Raw genomic sequence first — 17,403 nt, 5'->3', positions numbered from 1 at the left:
TCAGGCCTCCTTGCCGGCTCTGCCCGACGTGTGCGCCAGCTGCGCCTCGACCTCGGCAAGCGAATGTTCGCGCTCGGTATCGGTGATCCCCGCCATCAGCAGGCCCAGCTCCTTCTCGTCGGTCTCGCCCGGCAGCCGCTCGCCCATGATCTGCCCGTCGAACATCACCGCGATCCGGTCGGCGAGGCCGAGAATCTCGTCGAGCTCGACGGAGACGAGCAGGATCGCCTTCCCCTCGTCGCGCAGCTCGACGATGCGCTGGTGGATGAACTCGATGGCGCCGATGTCCACGCCGCGCGTGGGCTGGCCGACGAGCAGCAGGTCGGGATTGCGCTCGATCTCGCGCGCGAGGACGATCTTCTGCTGGTTGCCGCCCGAGAAGCTCTTGGCCGACAGGTTCGGATCGGGCGGGCGAACGTCGAAGCGTTTCATCTTCTCCGCCGTCGCCTCGCGGATCGCGGCGTTGTTCATGAACATGCCCGATTGGTAGGCCGGGTCGGCGTGATAGCCGAAGGCGACGTTCTCCCAGGCATGGAAGTCCATGATGAGGCCCTCGCGCTGGCGATCCTCGGGCACGTGCGCGATGCCGCGGCGCCGCCGGGACTGGCCGTCGGAGCGGGAGCCGGTGAGGTCGATTTCCTCGCCGCGCATCCGGATGCTGCCGGTGGCCTTCTCGTAGCCGCCGAGCACCTCGAGCAGCTCCGACTGGCCGTTGCCCGCGACGCCCGCGATGCCCAGGATCTCGCCGGCGCGGATGTCGAAGCTGACCCCCTTGACCCGGTGCACGCCCTTGTCGTCCACCACGTTCAGATCGCGCACCTCGACGATCTTCTCGCCGGGCTGCGCCGGCGTTTTCTTCACGCGCAGCAATACCTTGCGGCCGACCATCAGCTCGGCGAGCTCGGGCGGCGAAGTCTCGGCGGTCTTGACAGTCGCGGTCATTTCGCCGCGGCGCATGACCGATACCGTATCCGTGATCTCGATGATCTCGCGCAGCTTGTGGGTGATCAGGATGATCGTCTTCCCCTCGGCGCGCAGGTTCTCGAGGATGCGGAACAGGTGATCCGCCTCGGCCGGCGTGAGCACGCCGGTGGGCTCGTCGAGGATCAGGATGTCGGCCTGGCGGTAGAGCGCCTTGAGGATCTCGACGCGCTGCTGCATCCCGACGCCGATGTCGTCGATGAGGGCGTCGGGGTCGACGCTGAGCTCGTACTCGGCCGCGAGCCGCTTGAGCTCTCCGCGCGCGCGCGCCAGCGAGGGCCCGAGCAGGGCGGAATCCTCGGCGCCGAGCACCACGTTCTCGAGGACGGTGAAATTCTGGACCAGCTTGAAATGTTGGAAGACCATGCCGATGCCGGCGTTGATCGCGGCCTGGCTGTCGGGAATGTCCGTCTTCTTGCCGTTAATGAAGATTTCACCTGAATCGGCTTTGTAGAAGCCGTAGAGGATCGACATGAGGGTGGATTTGCCGGCGCCGTTCTCGCCGATGATGCCGTGGATGGTCCCCGGCATGACACGGATCGAGATGTCCTTGTTGGCCTGCACGGGCCCGAAAGCCTTGGAGATCCCCTTCAGTTCGATCGCGGGTGCGGTGCTCATTCGGCCACTCCCGTGCCGACGAAGCCCGTGAGGAGGACGATGTTGCCGGACTCGTCCGCCTCGCCGAAATAGGTGCCGTGCTGCGCCATCTCGCCGTCGCCGAAGGCGACGAGCGCGCGGGTGTAGCCGTGGTGCCCGTCTGCGCGCACGACGCTGGCGGTCCAGCCCGGCGCGTTGGCGGAGAACGCGCCGACATAGTCGAGCAGCGCGTCGGCGGTGGTGATGCGGCCGGGCGTGCGCGGGTCGCAGTAGGAGAAGGCGGGCGCGAGGACGCCGGAGATCAGCTCGCGGCGGCGGTCGGCGTCGGTCTCGCCCCAGGCGGAGAAGAAGGTGTCGAGAGCCTCGCGCATCGGATCGTCCTCACTGCTGCATCTGGCAAAAGGGCCGCGCCAACGGTGATGGCGCGGCCCGGTTGTTGGCCTGAAGACCTGTCGACGCCTCAGAAGGAGACGGACGGGCAGCTTTCGTCGGAGGTGTAGTCGTGCACCTCGATTTCGCCGGCCTCGATGCCTGCGCGGGCCTCGTCGAGCGCGGCCTGCATCTCGTCGGTGATGAGGTCCTGGTTGTGCTCGTCGATCGCGGCGCCGACACCATCCTCGGCCACGCCGAGCATGGCGAGGCCGGTCTCGATCTCGTCGCCGGCCATGAAGGCGTCGTAGACGGCGTTGTCGACGCGCTTGAGCATCGAGGTCAGGACCGAGCCGGGATGCAGGTAGTTCTGGTTGGCATCGACACCGATCGAGTAGATCCCCTCGTCGGCGGCCGTCTGCAGCACGCCCAAGCCCGTGCCACCCGCGGCGGCGAAGACGACGTCGGCGCCCTGGCCGATCTGCGCCAGCGTCAGTTCGGAGCCGCGCACCGGGTCGTTCCAGGCGGCCGGCGTGGTGCCGGTCATGTTGGCGATGACGGTGGCGTCGGGATTGGCCGCCAGGACGCCCTCGGCGTAGCCGCAGGCGAACTTGCGGATCAGCGGGATGTCCATGCCGCCGACGAAGCCGACGGTGCCGGTCTCGGAGGCCATGCCGGCGAGCATGCCGACGAGGTAGGAGCCCTCGTGCTCGGAGAAGATGATCGACTTCACGTTGGGCGCTTCCACCACGCCGTCGATGATCACGAAGGTGGTGTCGGGGTAGTCGGGCGCGACTTCGGCGAGCGGCGTCATGAAGGAGAAGCCGGCCATGACGATCGGGTCGTTGCCGTTCTCGGCGAAGCGGCGGAGGGCCTGCTCACGCTGCGCGTCGGACTGCAGCTCGACCTCGTTGTAGGAGCCGCCGGTCTCTTCCACCCAGCGCTGGGCGCCGTTGTAGGCGGATTCGTTGAACGATTTGTCGAACTTGCCGCCGAGATCGAAAATCAGCGCCGGATCGGCGAGCGCGGCGCCGGCGGAAAGAGCCAGGGCCGCGGCGGTGCCGAGCAGCTTGGGCATGAAAGTCATGGAGGTCTCCCTGTCAGAATTTCCGGGCGCTGGTAACGCCCTGTTCATTCGAGCCGAGTATGTCGGTTCATGCACAGGATAAGGCAACGGGGGCGAAAGAGGGTCAACAGATTTTTCCCGCAGAGGCAGCCGCGTTAGCGCCACCAAGGGCATGACGGAGGGTCACAACGTACGGGAGAGCACCAGCGCGTCGGCCGCCGGGGCGCCCGGGCGCGGATAGTAGCGGCGGCGGCGTCCGGCCTCGGTGTAGCCTGCGGCGGCGTAGAGAGCGCGTGCCGGCGCGTTGTCTTCGGCAACCTCGAGGAAGGCATCGACCGCTCCGTCGGTCCGGGCGCGTTCGTGGAACTCGTCGAGGCAGGCGCGGGCATTGCCCGAGCGGCGGACGGCCGGGTCGGTCGCGAGCGTCAGGATCTCGGCCTCGTCGAAGCTGCGGCGGGCGAGGAGGAAGGCCGCCGGCCGGGTGACGAGGAGCGCACCGGGGCTGGCGAGGAGGTCGGCGAACTCCTCCGCGCTCCAAGGCCTGTCGCCGTAGGCGCGGGCGTGCAGCTCGGCCAGCCATGCCGCGACATCGGCGCTGCCGGGCGTCACGGCAGGATCACCGGCGGCGGATCGGACGGTGGCGCGGCGTCGGCGGCGCGGACATAGAGCGGGGCGGGGCGCTGGCCGACGTCGTAGCCATGGCGCAGCTTCCAGAAGGCGAGGCGGCTGAGCCGGTGCGGCAGGTCGCCGGGCGGCGCGTCACCGACTTTGCCACCCAGCACGGCGGCGACCTCCGCGGCGCGGTGGCCGCTGACCACGAGACCGCCGCGGGCGAGCCGGGCCGGCGGGGCCGACGGATCGATGAGCTCGGGGGGCTGCGCAGGGCGCTCGTGGGCGAAGAGCTGGGCGTAGGCGCCGCCGCGCGGCGCCTCGAGGAGAACGAGCTCGGCCGGTGTATCTTCGGGCGCGCGGGCGAGTTCGAAGCTGGACAGTCCGATGGCCGGAACTCCAAGGCCGAGCGCCAGCCCACGCGCGGCGGCGACGGCGATGCGGATGCCGGTGAAGTTGCCCGGCCCGATGCCGACGCCGATGGCGGCGATATCGTCCCAGCCGGTCCCGTCGGCGGCCTGAAGCTCTTCGATCAGCGGGATCAGGCGCTCCGCCTGCCCGCGAGTCATTGGCTCGACCGCCGAGTGCAGCACGGCTCCGCCCGATGACAGAGCGGCCGCGCAATGCGCGGCCGAGGTGTCGAAAACGAGGGTGCGGAGATCGGCCGTCGGCATGGCCCGTCAGGCGGCGACGGGCCGGACCTCGACCACTTCGGGGATGTAGTGCCGCAGCAGGTTCTCGATGCCCATCTTGAGAGTCAGGGTCGAGGAGGGGCAGCCGGCGCAGGCGCCCTGCATGTGCAGGTAGACGACGCCCCGGTCGAAGCCGTGGAAGGTGATGTCGCCACCGTCCTGGGCGACGGCCGGACGAACGCGCGTGTCGAGCAGCTCCTTGATCTGCGCGACGATCTCGCCGTCCTCGCCGGTGTGCTCGGCATGGCCCGTCGCGCCCTCGGCGCCTTCGACCACCGGCGCGCCGGACTGGTAGTGCTCCATGATCGCGCCGAGGATCGCCGGCTTGACATGGTCCCACTCCGTCGCCTCGTCCTTCGTCACGGTCACGAAGTCGGTGCCGAAGAAGACGCCGGTGACGCCCTGCACCGAGAAGATGCGGCGGGCGAGGGGCGAGGTGTTGGCCGCTTCGGGCGACGCGAAATCTGCCGTGCCCGCGTCGAGAACCGCCTCGCCGGGCAGGAATTTCAGCGTCGCCGGGTTGGGCGTGGATTCGGTCTGGATGAACATCGCATTATCCTCTCGGGCTCACCGACTGGATATGCGGGCTCGCAGGCGCCCGGTCAAGGACTCCTTAGAACGATTCCAGCCTGCCCGGCGACGCGGCAGGTCAATCGCACTGGATCGAGACCAGCGCCTCCTGCAGCGGGGCGGGAGCGGTGCGGGAGAAGCCCGAGAACCGCGGCTCGTAGAGCACCCCGGCGCTGGAGAGGAAGCCGCCGATCGCCTCGGCGCCGATGACGATCTCGCGCCCGTTGCCGACGTCCGGCCCTTCGATCTCGCGCCCGCTGAGGGTGAGGCCGACGAGGTGCCCGCGATCGTCGGCGAGCGCCGCGCCGACGGAGCCGGGCACCGATTGCACCTCGAGCCGCGCCTGACCGGGCGCGAGCCAGTCGTTGCCGCGGGTGAGCACCTGCGCGGGGCGCTCGGTCAGGGAATCGTTCGCTCCGGGCACCAGCATCCGCATCCGCGCGCCGTGGTTGAGCCGCTCCGAGCCGATCGGTGCCCAGGCCTCGCTGCGCGGGCCGTTCGAGAGCAGCATCAGGCCGAGCTCGTCGTTCACGGCCACGCGGCGCAGACGCCGCTCGCCCAGGCGCGGCTCCGGGCAGTAATCGAGCAGGCGCGCGCCGGTCAGGATATCGGTGCTGTTGATGTAGACGCCCGAGCCGACCGCCGGACCGACGCGGGGCCGCGGCTCCGGCTCGACGGGCGCCGGCTCCGGGCTGCCGTTGATGATCTGCCAGAGCACGCCGCCTTCCGTCACCGAGAACGGCATCCCGGGGCCGCGCGCGATGGACGAGGCGATCATCTGGAGGCGGTGCTGCTCGGGCGGATCGACGCGCAGGCGCACGGTCTGGTAGATCCCGTCGATGCGGTCGGAGCGCAGGTAGACGTACTGGTTGTCACGCTCGTGCAGGATCGCCGTCACCCAGCGATCGTCGCGCCGCAGCGTGTAGGCCTCGGGCGAGGAGGCGGTGTTGCTCAGCAGCCGGTCGTGCTGGTCGCGCATCTTGTCGAAGCCCTGATCGGTGAAGGCGACGCGCAACGAGGTGTCGGGCCCTTCCAGGACGGCGGCGGCGTCGTTGTTCTGGGTCGAGCCTTCCGTCAGCAGCCCGGCGGGCAGCACCAGAGACATCTCGTCTTCGATCCACTCGACCGTCTTCCAGCCGATCGGACCCTCGCTTTCGATGAACTGCTCCAGCAGCGGACGCATGTCCGCGAAGCTGTAGCGGTCGAGGCCCAGCTCGCGGCGCATGTACGCGTCGAGCGCCTGGCGGGTGCGGTCGTTGAAGCGGCCGTTCATCAGCCCGTCGTAGTCTTCCGTCAGCGCGAGCACGCCTTGCAGGAAGCGGATGTCTTGCGACGACATCGCGTTCGCGTTGAATGGGCCGCGGAGGTTGACCTGCTGGGCGCTCGCCGTGAGCGGCAGGAGCAACAGGACGAGGGCGCTGAGGCAGCGGAAGAGAAGCGTCATGGCAGGACTCCCTGATCTGGTTTGCCAGGTACCTAGCCGCCGGGGCGCGCGGGAACAGTGGTGCCGCGAGCGAAAGTAGCGAGCGGCGCCCGGGCAGGGGCACCGCTCGGGAGAAGCGATCAGTTGCGGTCGATGTCGATGCGGGTCTCGGCCAGCACTTCGCCGTTGGCCGTCAGCACGGCGACGACGTCGCCGACCGGCGCGGAATTGACGGGCACGCGGACGTTGGTGTTGGCACCGGCGTGGACGCTGCGGCTGCCGATCAGCGTGCCGAGCTCGCCGCCTTCGAGCGTGTAGACGTCGACGCTGCCGTCGGCGTCGGACACGACGCTGCCGAGCTCGATGATGGCGCTGTCGCCCTGGGCTTCGGTGATCGAGAAGTAGCTGTCCGCGGAAGCCACGGACGCGGTGCCGAGGGTTGCGAGGAGGGTGGCGAGGAGCACGTTTTTCATCTGTCTGTCCTTCGAGTTCGTGTCGCGAGCGGCAGGATCGCCATCTCGTGGAAGACAGATCGGGCGCGGGCGGGGCCGGTGGAAGTGCATGACGGATCACGAAAAAACGACACTGACAGGACGGGACAGCCTCTTGAACTGCCGGGCGGCGGACCGGGGTGAGGGTCTTGTGCAGCCGCGCACGGACGGGCGGCCCCAACCGGGCCGAACTGCACAGTTCAGTTCGGATTATGTTGTTGATGCTGCTGCTGTGCAGGAAAGCAGACTGACCTGTTCAGTTCAGGTGATCGCTTCGAGCCGCTCTTTCGAAATGTCGCCGGGCACGATGGTGATCGGCACGGGCAGGCTGCCGGCGTTGCGGCTGAGCTGGGTGACGAGGGGGCCGGGGCCCTTCTTGTCGGCCGACGCGCCGAGCACGAGCACCCCGATGGAGCTGTCTTCGCGGACCAGCGACAGGATCTCGGGGACGAACTCGCCCTCGCGGATCACCAGCTCGGGGTCGACGCCCTGCCGGTCGCGCATCCACTTGGCAAACACCTCGAAATGCACCTCAATCCGCTCGCGGGCTTCCGCGCGCATGATGTCGCCGACGCCGATCCAGTGGTTGAACTCCTCCGGCGTCACGACCGACAGCACGGTGACGCCGCCGCCCGTCTTCGCCGCGCGCATGGCGGCGAAGCGCATGGCGTTCAGGCATTCGCGGCTGTCATCCAGCACGACCAGGAACTTGCGCATCCAACTCCTCCTGCGCCGCACTCTGCCGTCCGCGGCGGCGATAGGCAATCGCGTTGCGCGTCAACGAATTGGCAAGATTTCCGTGGCAGGAAGGTCCCGCGGCCGGGATCGGCCGCGGGTTTGGCTCGATCAGACGGAGGTGCAGATGTATTTCAGCTCCAGATAATCCTCGATGCCGTGGCGCGAGCCTTCGCGCCCGAGGCCGGACTGCTTGACGCCGCCGAACGGGGCCACCTCGGTGGAGATGATGCCGGTGTTGACGCCGACGATCCCGTATTCCAGCGCTTCCTGCACCTTGACGACCCGCGACAGGTCCTTGGCGTAGAAGTAGGAGGCGAGGCCGAAGATCGTGTCGTTGGCGAGCTCGATCACCTCGTCCTCGTCCTTGAAGCGGAACAGCGGCGCGAAGGGGCCGAAGGTCTCCTCGGTGGCGACCTTCATCTGCTGGTTCGCCTCGGTGACGACGGTGGGCTGGAAGAACTGCTCGCCGAGCGGGTGCGCTTCGCCGCCGGTGAGGATCTTGGCGCCCTTGTCGAGCGCGTCCTGCAGGTGCTCGCGCACCTTCTTGATCGCCGCCGGCTCGATCAGCGGTCCGAGCTGCGTGCCGTCGTCGAGGCCGTCGCCGACGGACAGCTTTTCGACCTCGGCCTTCAGCTTCTCGGCGAAGGTGTCGTAGACGGCGTCCTGCACGTAGATGCGGTTGGCGCAGACGCAGGTCTGTCCGTTGTTGCGGAACTTGCACATGATGGCGCCCTGCACCGCGGCATCGATTTCGGCGTCGTCGAACACGATGAAGGGCGCGTTGCCGCCGAGCTCCATCGAGCACTTCATCACCTGGTCGGCGGCCTGGCGCAGCAGGATGCGGCCGACCTCGGTGGAGCCGGTGAAAGTCAGCTTGCGCACCTTCGGGTTCTCGCAGAACTCGCGGCCGATCTCCGAGGCGCTGGTCGAGGTGACGACGCTGAACACGCCGGCCGGCACGCCGGCTTCCTCGGCGATCTTCGCCATCGCGAGCGCCGAGAGCGGGGTCTGCGAGGCGGGGCGGATGACGAAGGAGCAGCCGGCGGCGAGGGCCGGGGCGACCTTGCGGGTGATCATCGCGTTCGGGAAGTTCCACGGCGTGATCCCGGCGGCGACGCCGATCGGCTGGCGCAGCACGGTGATCCGCTTGTCCGGCTGGTGGCCCGGGATGGTCTCGCCGTAGATGCGCTTGGCCTCCTCGCCGAACCACTCGATGAACCCGGCGCCATAGGCGATCTCTGCGCGCGACTCGGCGAGCGGCTTGCCCTGTTCGGCGGTCATGATGATCGCGAGGTCCTCCTGGTTCGCCATCATCAGGTCGAACCACTTGCGCAGCACCGCCGCGCGCTCCTTGCCCGTCTTCGCCGCCCAGGCGTGACGGGCGCGGTCGGCCACGGCGATCGCCTCGGCGACCTCCTCGCGCGACAGGTCGGGGATGCGCGCGATGACGTCGCCGCGCGCCGGGTTCGTGACGTCGAACGTTTCGCCGGACGCGGCATCGACCCACTTGCCGCCGACGAAGGCCTGGCTGCAGACGAGGCTCGGGTCGGACAGGAGCGCGGTGAAATCTGTGGTGTCGTCAAGCATGATGACCTCCCTTAAGGTGTGGCGTCGCCGGGCCCCCAGAGCCCGCGCGGTGCGGAGAAAAAGGGGCAAGCATGACTCTCGACGATGCCTACGCCAACGGGCGCTTCATCGCAAACGCCGACACCTACCCCCCGCGCTGGGAGCGTGCCGCGGCCGACTTCCGCGCCGCGACGCGCGGGCGGCTCGACGTCCCCTACGGCGACACCCCGCGCCAGCGGCTGGACCTGTTCCTGCCGGAGGGCGCCCCGCGCGGCGTGGTCATGTTCGTGCACGGCGGCTACTGGCTGCGCTTCGACAAGTCGACGTGGTCCTGGCTCGCCGCCGGGCCGGTCGCGGCGGGCTGGGCCGTCGCGATGCCGTCTTACGATCTGTGCCCGTCGGTGCGCATCGCCGAGATCACGCGCCAGATCGCGCGCGCGGTGGATTGCGCGGCGGAGCTGGTGGCCGGCCCGGTGCGGCTGACCGGCCACAGCGCGGGCGGCCACCTCGTCGCGCGCATGGCCTGCACCGACATCGACCTCGCAACACGCGGGCGGATCGAGAAGGTCGTCCCGATCTCGCCGCTCGCCGACCTCGCGCCGCTGATGGAGACGTCGATGAACGCCGACCTGCGCATCGACGCGGCGGAGGCGGAGGCGGAGAGCCCGATCCACCGAACGCCGGCGGGGCATCCCGTGACGGTGTGGGTCGGCGCACAGGAGCGGCCGGCCTTCGTCGACCAGGCCGGCTGGCTGGCGGAGGCGTGGGACGTGCTGCGCGTGATCGAGCCCGAGCGGCACCATTTCGACGTCATCGACGGACTGGCCGACAGGCACTCCCGGCTCTGCCGCACGCTGCTCGTATAGCCGTCAACCAATTCTCAACGATTGCCTGCTACGACTCGCCGTGTCGCGCCCCGCACCCTGTCCTTGACCGGAGGACCCGCCGTCTGTCATCTAGCCACACCCGCCGCGATGGCGTCGCGCCGGTGTGTTCCCTCTCGTCCTGTACGCCGGGACCTCTTCAGGAGGCCGCCCATGGACCGTCCACAGCATTACCGTTTCCACAATGGCGAGAAGGCCGCGCTGCCCTTCGCGCCCGCCGAGTACGAAGCCCGGCTTGCCGGCCTGCGCCGCGCCATGGCCGAGGCGGGCATCGAGGCCGCGCTGTTCACCTCGATGCACTGCATCGCCTACTATTCCGGCTTTCTCTATTGCGCCTTCGGCCGCCCCTATGGCCTCGTCGTCACGCCCGAGCAGTCCGTCACCATCTCCGCCGGGATCGACGCCGGCCAGCCCTGGCGGCGCTGCCATGGCGACAACCTCACCTACACCGACTGGACGCGCGACAACTTCTGGCGCGCCGTCGCGTCGGTCGCCGGGACGGGTCGCGCCATCGGCTTCGAGGGCGACCACCTGTCGCTCGCCCAGCTCGACAAGCTCGACCACTTTCTCGCCCCCTCGCGCCGCACGCCGATCCACGAGCTCGCCATGCGCCAACGGATGCACAAGTCGGAGGCCGAGATCGCCCTGATCCGCCACGGCGCGCAGGTCGCCGATATCGGCGGCGAGGCGATCCGCGACGCGATCCGTCCCGGCGCGCGCGAGATCGACATCGCCATGGCCGGGCGCGACGCGATGGAGCTCGAGATCGCCAGCCGCTTCCCCGACGCCGAGTACCGCGACACCTGGGTCTGGTTCCAGTCCGGCCTCAACACCGACGGCGCGCACAATCCGGTCACGGCACGCCGGCTCGAGCCCGGCGACATCCTGTCGCTCAACACCTTTCCGATGATCTCGGGCTACTATACCGCGCTCGAGCGCACGCTCTTCGTCGGCCACGTCGACGACGCCAGCCGCACCATCTGGGAGCACAACGTCGCCGCGCACGAATACGGGATGTCGCTGCTGCGCCCCGGCGCGAGCTGCGCCGAGATCGCGCACAAGATCAACGACTTCCTCGCCGAGCGCGACATGCTGCAATACCGCACCTTCGGCTACGGCCACTCCTTCGGCGTGCTGTCGCACTATTACGGCCGCGAGGCGGGGCTGGAGTTGCGCGAGGACATCGACACCGTGCTCGAGCCGGGCATGGTCGTGTCGATGGAGCCGATGCTGACCATCCCCGCGGGCCAGCCCGGCGCCGGCGGCTACCGCGAGCACGACATCCTGATCATCACCGAGGACGAGGCGGAGAACATCACCGGCTTCCCCTACGGCCCCGGCCACAACGTGATCGGCTGACGCACCGGCCCGCGCCCCGCCGGGGCGCGGGCCTTTTCGGCTACACGGGCCTCGCAAAGCCCGCTAACCTCGGGATGTTCCGTTGAGGAAAGCGTAGCATCCGGGAGGACCAGATGGCCGATTTCGACGCCCAGATCCGCGAGAGCCAGACCCAGGTGGCCGAGGCGCAGAGCAAGATTTCCGAGCTCACCACCCGGATCGAGGCGGCGCGCCAGAAGATGGCGCAGGGCGACGACATTGCCGTCGACATCGAGAACGCGACGCTCGAGGACGTCCACGCCCACACCGAGCTGATGAACGCCAACATCGCCGAGCTCATCATGGGCCTCGACGACGTCACCGCCGCGTTCTCCAAGGATTTCGACGAGATGCGCTCGAAGACCGGCTGGGAAAGCTTCGTCGGTATCTTCTCGCGCGCCAAGTCCGACTCGATGCGCCAGGAGCGGATGCGCACCGCCTCGGTCGACGACAAGCTGCAGGACCTGATCGCCAAGTCCGACACCATCACCCGCCTGCTGGAGGGCCAGCTCGCCCTGCTCAACGAACAGCGCGAGAAGGTCGGGGCCAACCTGTCGGCCACCCTCGAGGAGCGCGAGCAGACGGTCGCCTCGCTCGAGTCGGTGCGCGAGGAAGTGCGCCGGATGGACCCGCAGATCATCGAGCTCGAGAACCGCATCGCTGTCGAGCAGGATGCCGGCGAGCGCACCAAGCTCGAGACCGAGCTCGCCCGCCTCAACACCCGCCACAACGAGCTGGTGCGCGACGAGCAGGTGCAGCTCGCCAAGAGCCAGACGCTCGAGCGTTACATCGAGAAGGGCAAGACCTGGATCGACAGCCTGCAGAACCAGGCGGCGACGCAGATGGTGCTGATCAACAAGCTGCAGACCGACACCAAGCAGCGCGTGGTGCTCTACGACGCGCTCACCAAGTCGCTCAAGACCGCCCAGCAGCAGGACGTGGCGCACCGGATCAACGAGATCGGCGTGCAGACCGACCAGGAGGCGCAGACGGCGATGGCGGCGATCGGCTCGGCGACGAACGCGCGGATGGCCGACATGCTCGAGGCGCACGAGGATCACATGGTCTTCGCCCGCGAGGTGCTCGAGCAGAAGGCCAAGGCCGACGAGCGCTTCATCCGCCGCTTCCAGAAGATCGTCGAGAAGCACGATTCCAACCAGTACGGCGCGTGAGGCTTCATCTGGCCGCAAATATGCCCGCCGGAGGCGTCCGCCGCTCGGGGTCCGCGCGATGAGTGACAGCCAGCTCGATCACTTCCGGCTCGAGGACACGCGCGTTACCCGGCGCTACTTCGCGAAGTTCGCGCGCATCACCCGCCACCTGGCCCGCGTGGCCGGGGTGATGGAGGCGGAGCGGCGGCTGGCGCGGGCCGAGGTCGACATCCTCGCGCGCTACCTCACCGGGCTGACGCTGACCTTCCGCGCGCTCGCCCACAAGTACCACTTCGCCGGCCGCTGGCCCCATGCCGGGCGGCTGACGATGGACCGGGTCGAGAGCGGCTTTCCCGTCTTCTCCGAGCTGATGGCGATGGCCAACGATGCGATGCAGGCGCGCACGCACCTGGCCGGGATGCCGTCGGTCGAGGCGCTGAAGGACGAGATGGTGCGCGCGATCGTCGGCGGACTGAGCGTGCCGACGAAGCTGCAATTCGCCCTGTCGCAGCGGCTCTATTACGAGGAGCTCGCGCGCGGCGGGCTGTTCTGGGCGCGCAACGATCCGCAGGCGCTGTGGCAGTCGACGGAGGGCGACCGCCGCCGCTTCCTGCTGCACTGGGCGGTATATGACAGCGAGGTCAACCTGCCGCAGATCTACCTGATGGACGTCGAGGACACCGGCCGGATCGGCCTGCCCAAGGACGAGCGGCGCTGGCCCGGCGTGCAGCAGCACCTCATGGCGCAGTCGGTGAGCGGGCTGAAGCTGCTCACCATCGCGCGCGGCTTCGACACGGATTTCGACGATCTCCACCCCAAGCGGCTGCGCCGCTTCCACGTCGGCCCCATGTATTCCCACGCCTTCACCCGCCAGTCCGGCCCGCTGCGCGAGGTGCTCGCCGCCGCGCGCGCGCCCGAGGGCGAGGACTGGGCGCTGGTCTGGACCGAGGAAGACCTGCTGGCCGAGCGGACCGAGCAGGTCTCGCAGGGGTGGTTCGGGCGCGTGGAGCGGCAGGTCTTCGCGCTTGATCCGTTCGCGGGGCAGGGAGCCGACACGGGGGCGAGCCGCACCGAGCGGTCCATCATCCTGCCCGAACGGCCGTTCCAGGCGCTGGCCGAGCTGAGGCCGCCGGGCTTCTCCGGCGTGCGCAAGTTCGTCGTGGCGCCGTCGGGGCAGGTTCTGAGCTACAGGTAGGGAGGCGGACATGGCGCGGAGCGCGGACACGATGGAGCTGGGCGAGGCGGAGATCCGCAAGCATTACCCCGCCGCGCTCTCCCTGCTCGAGGGCTTCGACCACTCGCCCCGCATCGCCCGGCCCGATGCCGCCGCCGCGCCCGCGCGCGAGCGCTCGCCCGGCATCGGCGGGCGGCGCGCCTTTCGCTCGACGACCCCCGGCCTCGTCACCCGCCGCACCGCGCGCACCGAGGGCGTGCGGCTGATCGAGCGTATCGAGGGCGGCGACGACGACCCGCTCGTCTCGCCCCTGCAGGCGAGCCTGCTCGCCGCCCTGCGCCGCGCGCTCGCCATCGCGCTGGCCGTCGCCGAGCACTATGCCGAGCGCACCGCGCTGGCCGACCTCAAGCGCGCCAACCTGGAGGGCGCGCTGCCGCCCGCGCGGCAGCAGGAGTTTGCCGAGCTCCTCGTCGCCGAGGCCCTCGTCACCGCCCAGGTCTTCGCCTCGGCCACGGCCTTCCACCTCGCCGCGCACCTCCCGGAGCAGAGTGTCGAGGTGGGCGAGGTCGAGGAATTCCTCACCGAGAACAACCAGCTCGCCCTCCACGGGCTGCTCTGGGAGCTCGACCGCGACCTCGTTGCCCACGGCAGCAGCGACGCCGCCCGCGTCGCCACCGTGGCCGCCTTCGCCGAGCAGGTGATGGACAAGACCGCCGCCCGCGCCGCCAGCGCCGGACGGCTCGAGCCCTTCACCTCGGCGAGCTGGCGCGTGGCGGAGTCGGGCTTCACCGTGCAAGGCTTCGCCCCGGCCCGCGCCGCCCGCTCGACGCAGCTGACGATGACCTTCAAGAAGCCGCACGAGGTCGTCGGCAACCACATCGCCAAGTACCAGGCGATGCGGCTCGCCAAGATGCTCATGGCCTACGATTTCAACCGCCGGCTCAACCCCTTCGCCGAGCTCGGCGGATTCATCTTCACCTTCATGGGCGACGGCAAGCCCGGCACCGGCAAGACGACGCTGATCCAGATGATGGCCGGGCTGATCCACGACTATTGCCAGGTCGCCGGCTACCCGTTCCGCTACCAGAACCTCTCCACCGACAACATCGACTCCTACCAGGGCAAGTCCGGTCAGAACGCCAAGGCCTTCATCGACACCATCCTCGACCCGTCGGTGATCGGCTTCGGCACCATCGACGACATCGACCAGCTCGCCGGCAAGCGCGGCGACCGCCAGTCGAGCGCCGGCCAGCTCGAGATCACCGCGGTGCTGATGGAGAGCTTCGCCGGGGCCAACACCGTGGTGCGCGGCAACTGCACCTTCGGGATGTTCTCGAACTACCCCGAGAATGTCGACGACGCCCTGCGCCAGCGCGCCGGCGCCCGGTTCCTCGTCGACGGCCCCCAGAGCCGCGAGGACTACATCGACATCCTGCACCTGCTCATGGGCAAGAACCACGACATCCCCCTCGGGAACCACGACCTCTACGCCAACCAGGAGATCAAGCGCGCCGTCGCCCGCTCCTTCGAGGCCCACGCCCGCCCCCACGAGGAGGGTCTCGCGCGGGTCTTCGAGCAGGTCCACGCGCAGGTCGGCGCGCTCGACACGATCGCCCGGCTCGGCACCTACCTCAAGGCGATCCAGGAGGCCGACCCGCGCTTCACGGGGCGCGCGATCAAGAACATCACCGACGCGGTGAAGGTGCGGGCGATGGACTTCGAGCTGCCCGACGAGTGGATGGAAGAGCCCGAGCCGTTCCTGTTCCAGCCCTACGAGCGCAAGCTGGCGATGATCGAGGAGCTGCGCCGGCCGATCACGACGGAGATGGTCGTGCAGGAGATCAACCGCTACGCCGACAGCGAGTTCCGCTACGCCGACAAGTCCGACGAGGCCGCCATCGAGGCGATGGTGCGCGACCTGGTCCGGCAGCAGGAGGCGCGCCGCCGCTTCGCCGGGGGCGATGGATGAGCGCCTTCTCCAGCAGCCTGATCCTCCCCGCGATCCTGCTCGCCACGCTGGGCTGGGCCGTCCCCCGCCTGCTGGCCCTGCGCTGGCGCGAGGGGGTGCGGCCGCTGATCTGGCTCGCCGTGACGGCCACCCTGTTGATGTGGCTGATCGCGTCGTGCCTGTTCCTGCTGCTCTACCTCTGGCAGGGGCTGGCCCTGCGGGAGCTGTTCGCGCTCGGCCTTTGGGAGGGCCTCTGGCACCTCGCTCGCCTCGGCCTCACCTCGGCGCTGATCTGGGGTCCGATCCTGGCGCTGTCGGTGTCGGGGCTGCCGAAACATTGGGTGGAGGAGACGTGGTGACCGCTCTCCTCCCGATCCGCTCGCCCGGAGACCTGTCATGAAACGCCTCATCGAACGCGGCCTGATGTTCGGCAACCTCGTCCACGTCACGTCGCCGGTGCTGGTCGAGCGCTACAACCGCGCGCTGATGCACCTCACCGGCAAGAGCACGGCGCTGGGCGACTTCCATGTCGACATCTCCGGCTTCTCGCCCGAAATCGGGGCGGAGCTGGATGACGAGCTGTACCTCAACCACAACGGGGTGAACCGGCAGTTCATCCTGCTGACGACCGAGCAGAAGCGGGCGCCGCTGCTCAACGCGAAGTTCTCCACCAGCCGGACGATCCTGCGCAGCTTCATCGAGACCAACGAGGCCCAGCTCTTCGCGCTCACCGCGAAGGACGCGGTGGCCGGAGAGCTGGTCAACTCGGTGTTCCGCGTCGAGAGCCCGGCGCGGCTGTTCGACATAAGGCGGATCAAGGTCGAGGCCGACACGACGGCCGGGACGGTGGCGACGGCGGGGCGGCTGGGGCGGCTGATCGACCGGTTCAAGCAGGAGGACGACGCCTGGTTCGACGACGTGCTGATCGCGCAGATGATCGAGCTGGCGCGACAGACCGGCGACGTGGTGCGCAACCCGGTCGCGCTGGCACACACGGAGTTCGAGCAGGACAATTTCTGGACCGCCCATTTCGGCGGGCTCTACATCTTCCGCGACGTGGCCGAGCCCGCCGCCATCGCCGCGGGCGACAAGGCGGCGCTGGGCGCGCTGCCGATCGAGAGCGTGTACGACCTGCGTGACCGCACCAAGATCGCGATCTTCCTCGAGGTGAACGGTCTCGCCGAGCCGATCGTGCGCGCGCGCGGCATCGATGCGGCCGCGATCCTGTACCAGAAGATGGATTTCGTCGTCGCCGAACTCGCCGCGCGGCTGGGGGAGGACCTCAGGGGCGCGACCCGGCGCGACCTGCGCGCGCTCGGCCGCCGCCATGCCGAGCGGCTGCCCGAGGAGTACCACGGCCTCGCCGCGCTCGCCCGCTGGGCCGAGGACGGCGGCCCGTGGCCGCGCATCACCTCCGAGCACCCGGCCTACTTCTACACCCTGCGCGCCGCCGCCGTCCCCGACGCCGATCTCGTCAACCGGCTGCTCGCGCAGCTGTCGCCGCTCGACATCCGCCAGCTGTTCATCTGCCACAAGGAGGCGTTCTACGACGCCTATGCCCGTTGGCCCGAGGAGAAGCGCGCCTACGTTGCGGATTTCCTCGCCCGCGAGTACCAAGTCGACAAGGCGGGCACGCGCGACGCGCTCTTCGGCCACGAGGCGTCGATGGACGAGCCGCAGAATATCGCACCGCCCGCGCCCCGGCCCGACGACCTGATCGCGCGGGTGGGGCCGTGGGGCGCGGTGCGGCGCAGCTAGGGAGACGGC

17 protein-coding genes are annotated in these 17,403 nt (G+C 69.1%); 7 read left to right on the top strand and 10 right to left on the bottom strand.

What is annotated here, in order from left to right:
* The 10 genes from OG2516_RS07920 to OG2516_RS07875 form a co-directional block, all read right to left on the bottom strand.
* Positions 1 to 1,599: an ABC transporter ATP-binding protein gene (locus OG2516_RS07920; RefSeq protein WP_007255123.1), complete on the bottom strand. Its 1,599-nt coding sequence runs from the start codon at positions 1,597 to 1,599 to the stop codon at positions 1 to 3.
* Positions 1,596 to 1,949 (bottom strand): hypothetical protein, encoded by a 354-nt coding sequence (locus OG2516_RS07915; RefSeq protein ID WP_007255122.1) that lies wholly within the window; start codon positions 1,947 to 1,949, stop codon positions 1,596 to 1,598. Before OG2516_RS07915 ends, OG2516_RS07920 begins: the two co-directional genes overlap by 4 nt.
* 89 nt (positions 1,950 to 2,038) lie before the next feature.
* Positions 2,039 to 3,034: a BMP family lipoprotein gene (locus OG2516_RS07910; RefSeq protein WP_007255121.1), complete on the bottom strand. Its 996-nt coding sequence runs from the start codon at positions 3,032 to 3,034 to the stop codon at positions 2,039 to 2,041.
* A 162-nt stretch (positions 3,035 to 3,196) separates the two neighbouring features.
* Positions 3,197 to 3,622 (bottom strand): GNAT family N-acetyltransferase, encoded by a 426-nt coding sequence (locus OG2516_RS07905; RefSeq protein WP_007255120.1) that lies wholly within the window; start codon positions 3,620 to 3,622, stop codon positions 3,197 to 3,199.
* The gene (gene tsaB, locus OG2516_RS07900; RefSeq protein WP_007255119.1) at positions 3,619 to 4,296 is read right to left on the bottom strand and encodes a tRNA (adenosine(37)-N6)-threonylcarbamoyltransferase complex dimerization subunit type 1 TsaB; all 678 of its coding nucleotides are present in this window, start codon (positions 4,294 to 4,296) and stop codon (positions 3,619 to 3,621) included. Before tsaB ends, OG2516_RS07905 begins: the two co-directional genes overlap by 4 nt.
* Positions 4,297 to 4,302: 6 nt before the next feature.
* A complete protein-coding gene (locus tag OG2516_RS07895; RefSeq protein ID WP_007255118.1) occupies positions 4,303 to 4,863 on the bottom strand; it encodes a NifU family protein in 561 nt (186 codons plus the stop codon).
* A 100-nt stretch (positions 4,864 to 4,963) separates the two neighbouring features.
* Complete coding sequence (locus OG2516_RS07890) at positions 4,964 to 6,328, bottom strand: S1 family serine peptidase (RefSeq protein ID WP_007255117.1); 1,365 nt, start codon at positions 6,326 to 6,328, stop codon at positions 4,964 to 4,966.
* 119 nt (positions 6,329 to 6,447) lie between these two features.
* Positions 6,448 to 6,780, bottom strand: coding sequence for a hypothetical protein (locus OG2516_RS07885; protein WP_007255116.1), 333 nt, complete (start codon positions 6,778 to 6,780; stop codon positions 6,448 to 6,450).
* A 279-nt stretch (positions 6,781 to 7,059) separates the two neighbouring features.
* Positions 7,060 to 7,515 (bottom strand): universal stress protein, encoded by a 456-nt coding sequence (locus OG2516_RS07880; protein WP_007255115.1) that lies wholly within the window; start codon positions 7,513 to 7,515, stop codon positions 7,060 to 7,062.
* A 129-nt stretch (positions 7,516 to 7,644) separates the two neighbouring features.
* Positions 7,645 to 9,123: an NAD-dependent succinate-semialdehyde dehydrogenase gene (locus tag OG2516_RS07875; protein ID WP_007255114.1), complete on the bottom strand. Its 1,479-nt coding sequence runs from the start codon at positions 9,121 to 9,123 to the stop codon at positions 7,645 to 7,647.
* A 71-nt stretch (positions 9,124 to 9,194) separates the two neighbouring features.
* Between OG2516_RS07875 and OG2516_RS07870 the strand changes: the two genes are divergently transcribed.
* From OG2516_RS07870 to OG2516_RS07840, 7 genes are all read left to right on the top strand, one after another.
* Entirely contained in the window at positions 9,195 to 9,968 is a 774-nt protein-coding gene (locus OG2516_RS07870; protein ID WP_007255113.1) for an alpha/beta hydrolase, read from the top strand.
* A gap of 171 nt (positions 9,969 to 10,139) precedes the next feature.
* Positions 10,140 to 11,345 (top strand): aminopeptidase P family protein, encoded by a 1,206-nt coding sequence (locus OG2516_RS07865; protein WP_007255112.1) that lies wholly within the window; start codon positions 10,140 to 10,142, stop codon positions 11,343 to 11,345.
* A 113-nt stretch (positions 11,346 to 11,458) separates the two neighbouring features.
* Positions 11,459 to 12,535 (top strand): coiled-coil domain-containing protein, encoded by a 1,077-nt coding sequence (locus tag OG2516_RS07860; protein ID WP_007255111.1) that lies wholly within the window; start codon positions 11,459 to 11,461, stop codon positions 12,533 to 12,535.
* Positions 12,536 to 12,593: 58 nt separating this feature from the next.
* The gene (locus OG2516_RS07855; RefSeq protein ID WP_007255110.1) at positions 12,594 to 13,709 is read left to right on the top strand and encodes a hypothetical protein; all 1,116 of its coding nucleotides are present in this window, start codon (positions 12,594 to 12,596) and stop codon (positions 13,707 to 13,709) included.
* A gap of 10 nt (positions 13,710 to 13,719) precedes the next feature.
* Entirely contained in the window at positions 13,720 to 15,657 is a 1,938-nt protein-coding gene (locus OG2516_RS07850; RefSeq protein ID WP_007255109.1) for an AAA family ATPase, read from the top strand.
* Entirely contained in the window at positions 15,654 to 15,995 is a 342-nt protein-coding gene (locus tag OG2516_RS07845; protein ID WP_007255108.1) for a hypothetical protein, read from the top strand. Before OG2516_RS07850 ends, OG2516_RS07845 begins: the two co-directional genes overlap by 4 nt.
* Before the next feature lie 37 nt (positions 15,996 to 16,032).
* A complete protein-coding gene (locus tag OG2516_RS07840; protein ID WP_007255107.1) occupies positions 16,033 to 17,394 on the top strand; it encodes a DUF6638 family protein in 1,362 nt (453 codons plus the stop codon).
* The last annotated feature ends 9 nt before the right edge of the window (positions 17,395 to 17,403 follow it).

The organism is Oceanicola granulosus HTCC2516, from assembly GCF_000153305.1.
Lineage (GTDB): Bacteria > Pseudomonadota > Alphaproteobacteria > Rhodobacterales > Rhodobacteraceae > Oceanicola > Oceanicola granulosus.
Note: the sequence above shows the minus strand (reverse complement) of the source record. Positions and strands in the feature narration are given on the sequence as shown.

Bases quoted from the DNA above. Each gene is read 5' to 3' on its own strand.
- OG2516_RS07855 (WP_007255110.1), top strand. From the start codon at position 12,594: ATGAGTGACAGCCAGCTCGATCACTTCCGGCTCGAGGACACGCGCGTT.
- tsaB (WP_007255119.1), bottom strand. From the start codon at position 4,296: ATGCCGACGGCCGATCTCCGCACCCTCGTTTTCGACACCTCGGCCGCG.
- OG2516_RS07890 (WP_007255117.1), bottom strand. From the start codon at position 6,328: ATGACGCTTCTCTTCCGCTGCCTCAGCGCCCTCGTCCTGTTGCTCCTG.
- OG2516_RS07870 (WP_007255113.1), top strand. From the start codon at position 9,195: ATGACTCTCGACGATGCCTACGCCAACGGGCGCTTCATCGCAAACGCC.
- OG2516_RS07850 (WP_007255109.1), top strand. From the start codon at position 13,720: ATGGCGCGGAGCGCGGACACGATGGAGCTGGGCGAGGCGGAGATCCGC.
- OG2516_RS07895 (WP_007255118.1), bottom strand. From the start codon at position 4,863: ATGTTCATCCAGACCGAATCCACGCCCAACCCGGCGACGCTGAAATTC.
- OG2516_RS07860 (WP_007255111.1), top strand. From the start codon at position 11,459: ATGGCCGATTTCGACGCCCAGATCCGCGAGAGCCAGACCCAGGTGGCC.
- OG2516_RS07910 (WP_007255121.1), bottom strand. From the start codon at position 3,034: ATGACTTTCATGCCCAAGCTGCTCGGCACCGCCGCGGCCCTGGCTCTT.
- OG2516_RS07875 (WP_007255114.1), bottom strand. From the start codon at position 9,123: ATGCTTGACGACACCACAGATTTCACCGCGCTCCTGTCCGACCCGAGC.
- OG2516_RS07865 (WP_007255112.1), top strand. From the start codon at position 10,140: ATGGACCGTCCACAGCATTACCGTTTCCACAATGGCGAGAAGGCCGCG.
- OG2516_RS07880 (WP_007255115.1), bottom strand. From the start codon at position 7,515: ATGCGCAAGTTCCTGGTCGTGCTGGATGACAGCCGCGAATGCCTGAAC.
- OG2516_RS07915 (WP_007255122.1), bottom strand. From the start codon at position 1,949: ATGCGCGAGGCTCTCGACACCTTCTTCTCCGCCTGGGGCGAGACCGAC.
- OG2516_RS07840 (WP_007255107.1), top strand. From the start codon at position 16,033: ATGAAACGCCTCATCGAACGCGGCCTGATGTTCGGCAACCTCGTCCAC.
- OG2516_RS07845 (WP_007255108.1), top strand. From the start codon at position 15,654: ATGAGCGCCTTCTCCAGCAGCCTGATCCTCCCCGCGATCCTGCTCGCC.
- OG2516_RS07885 (WP_007255116.1), bottom strand. From the start codon at position 6,780: ATGAAAAACGTGCTCCTCGCCACCCTCCTCGCAACCCTCGGCACCGCG.
- OG2516_RS07920 (WP_007255123.1), bottom strand. From the start codon at position 1,599: ATGAGCACCGCACCCGCGATCGAACTGAAGGGGATCTCCAAGGCTTTC.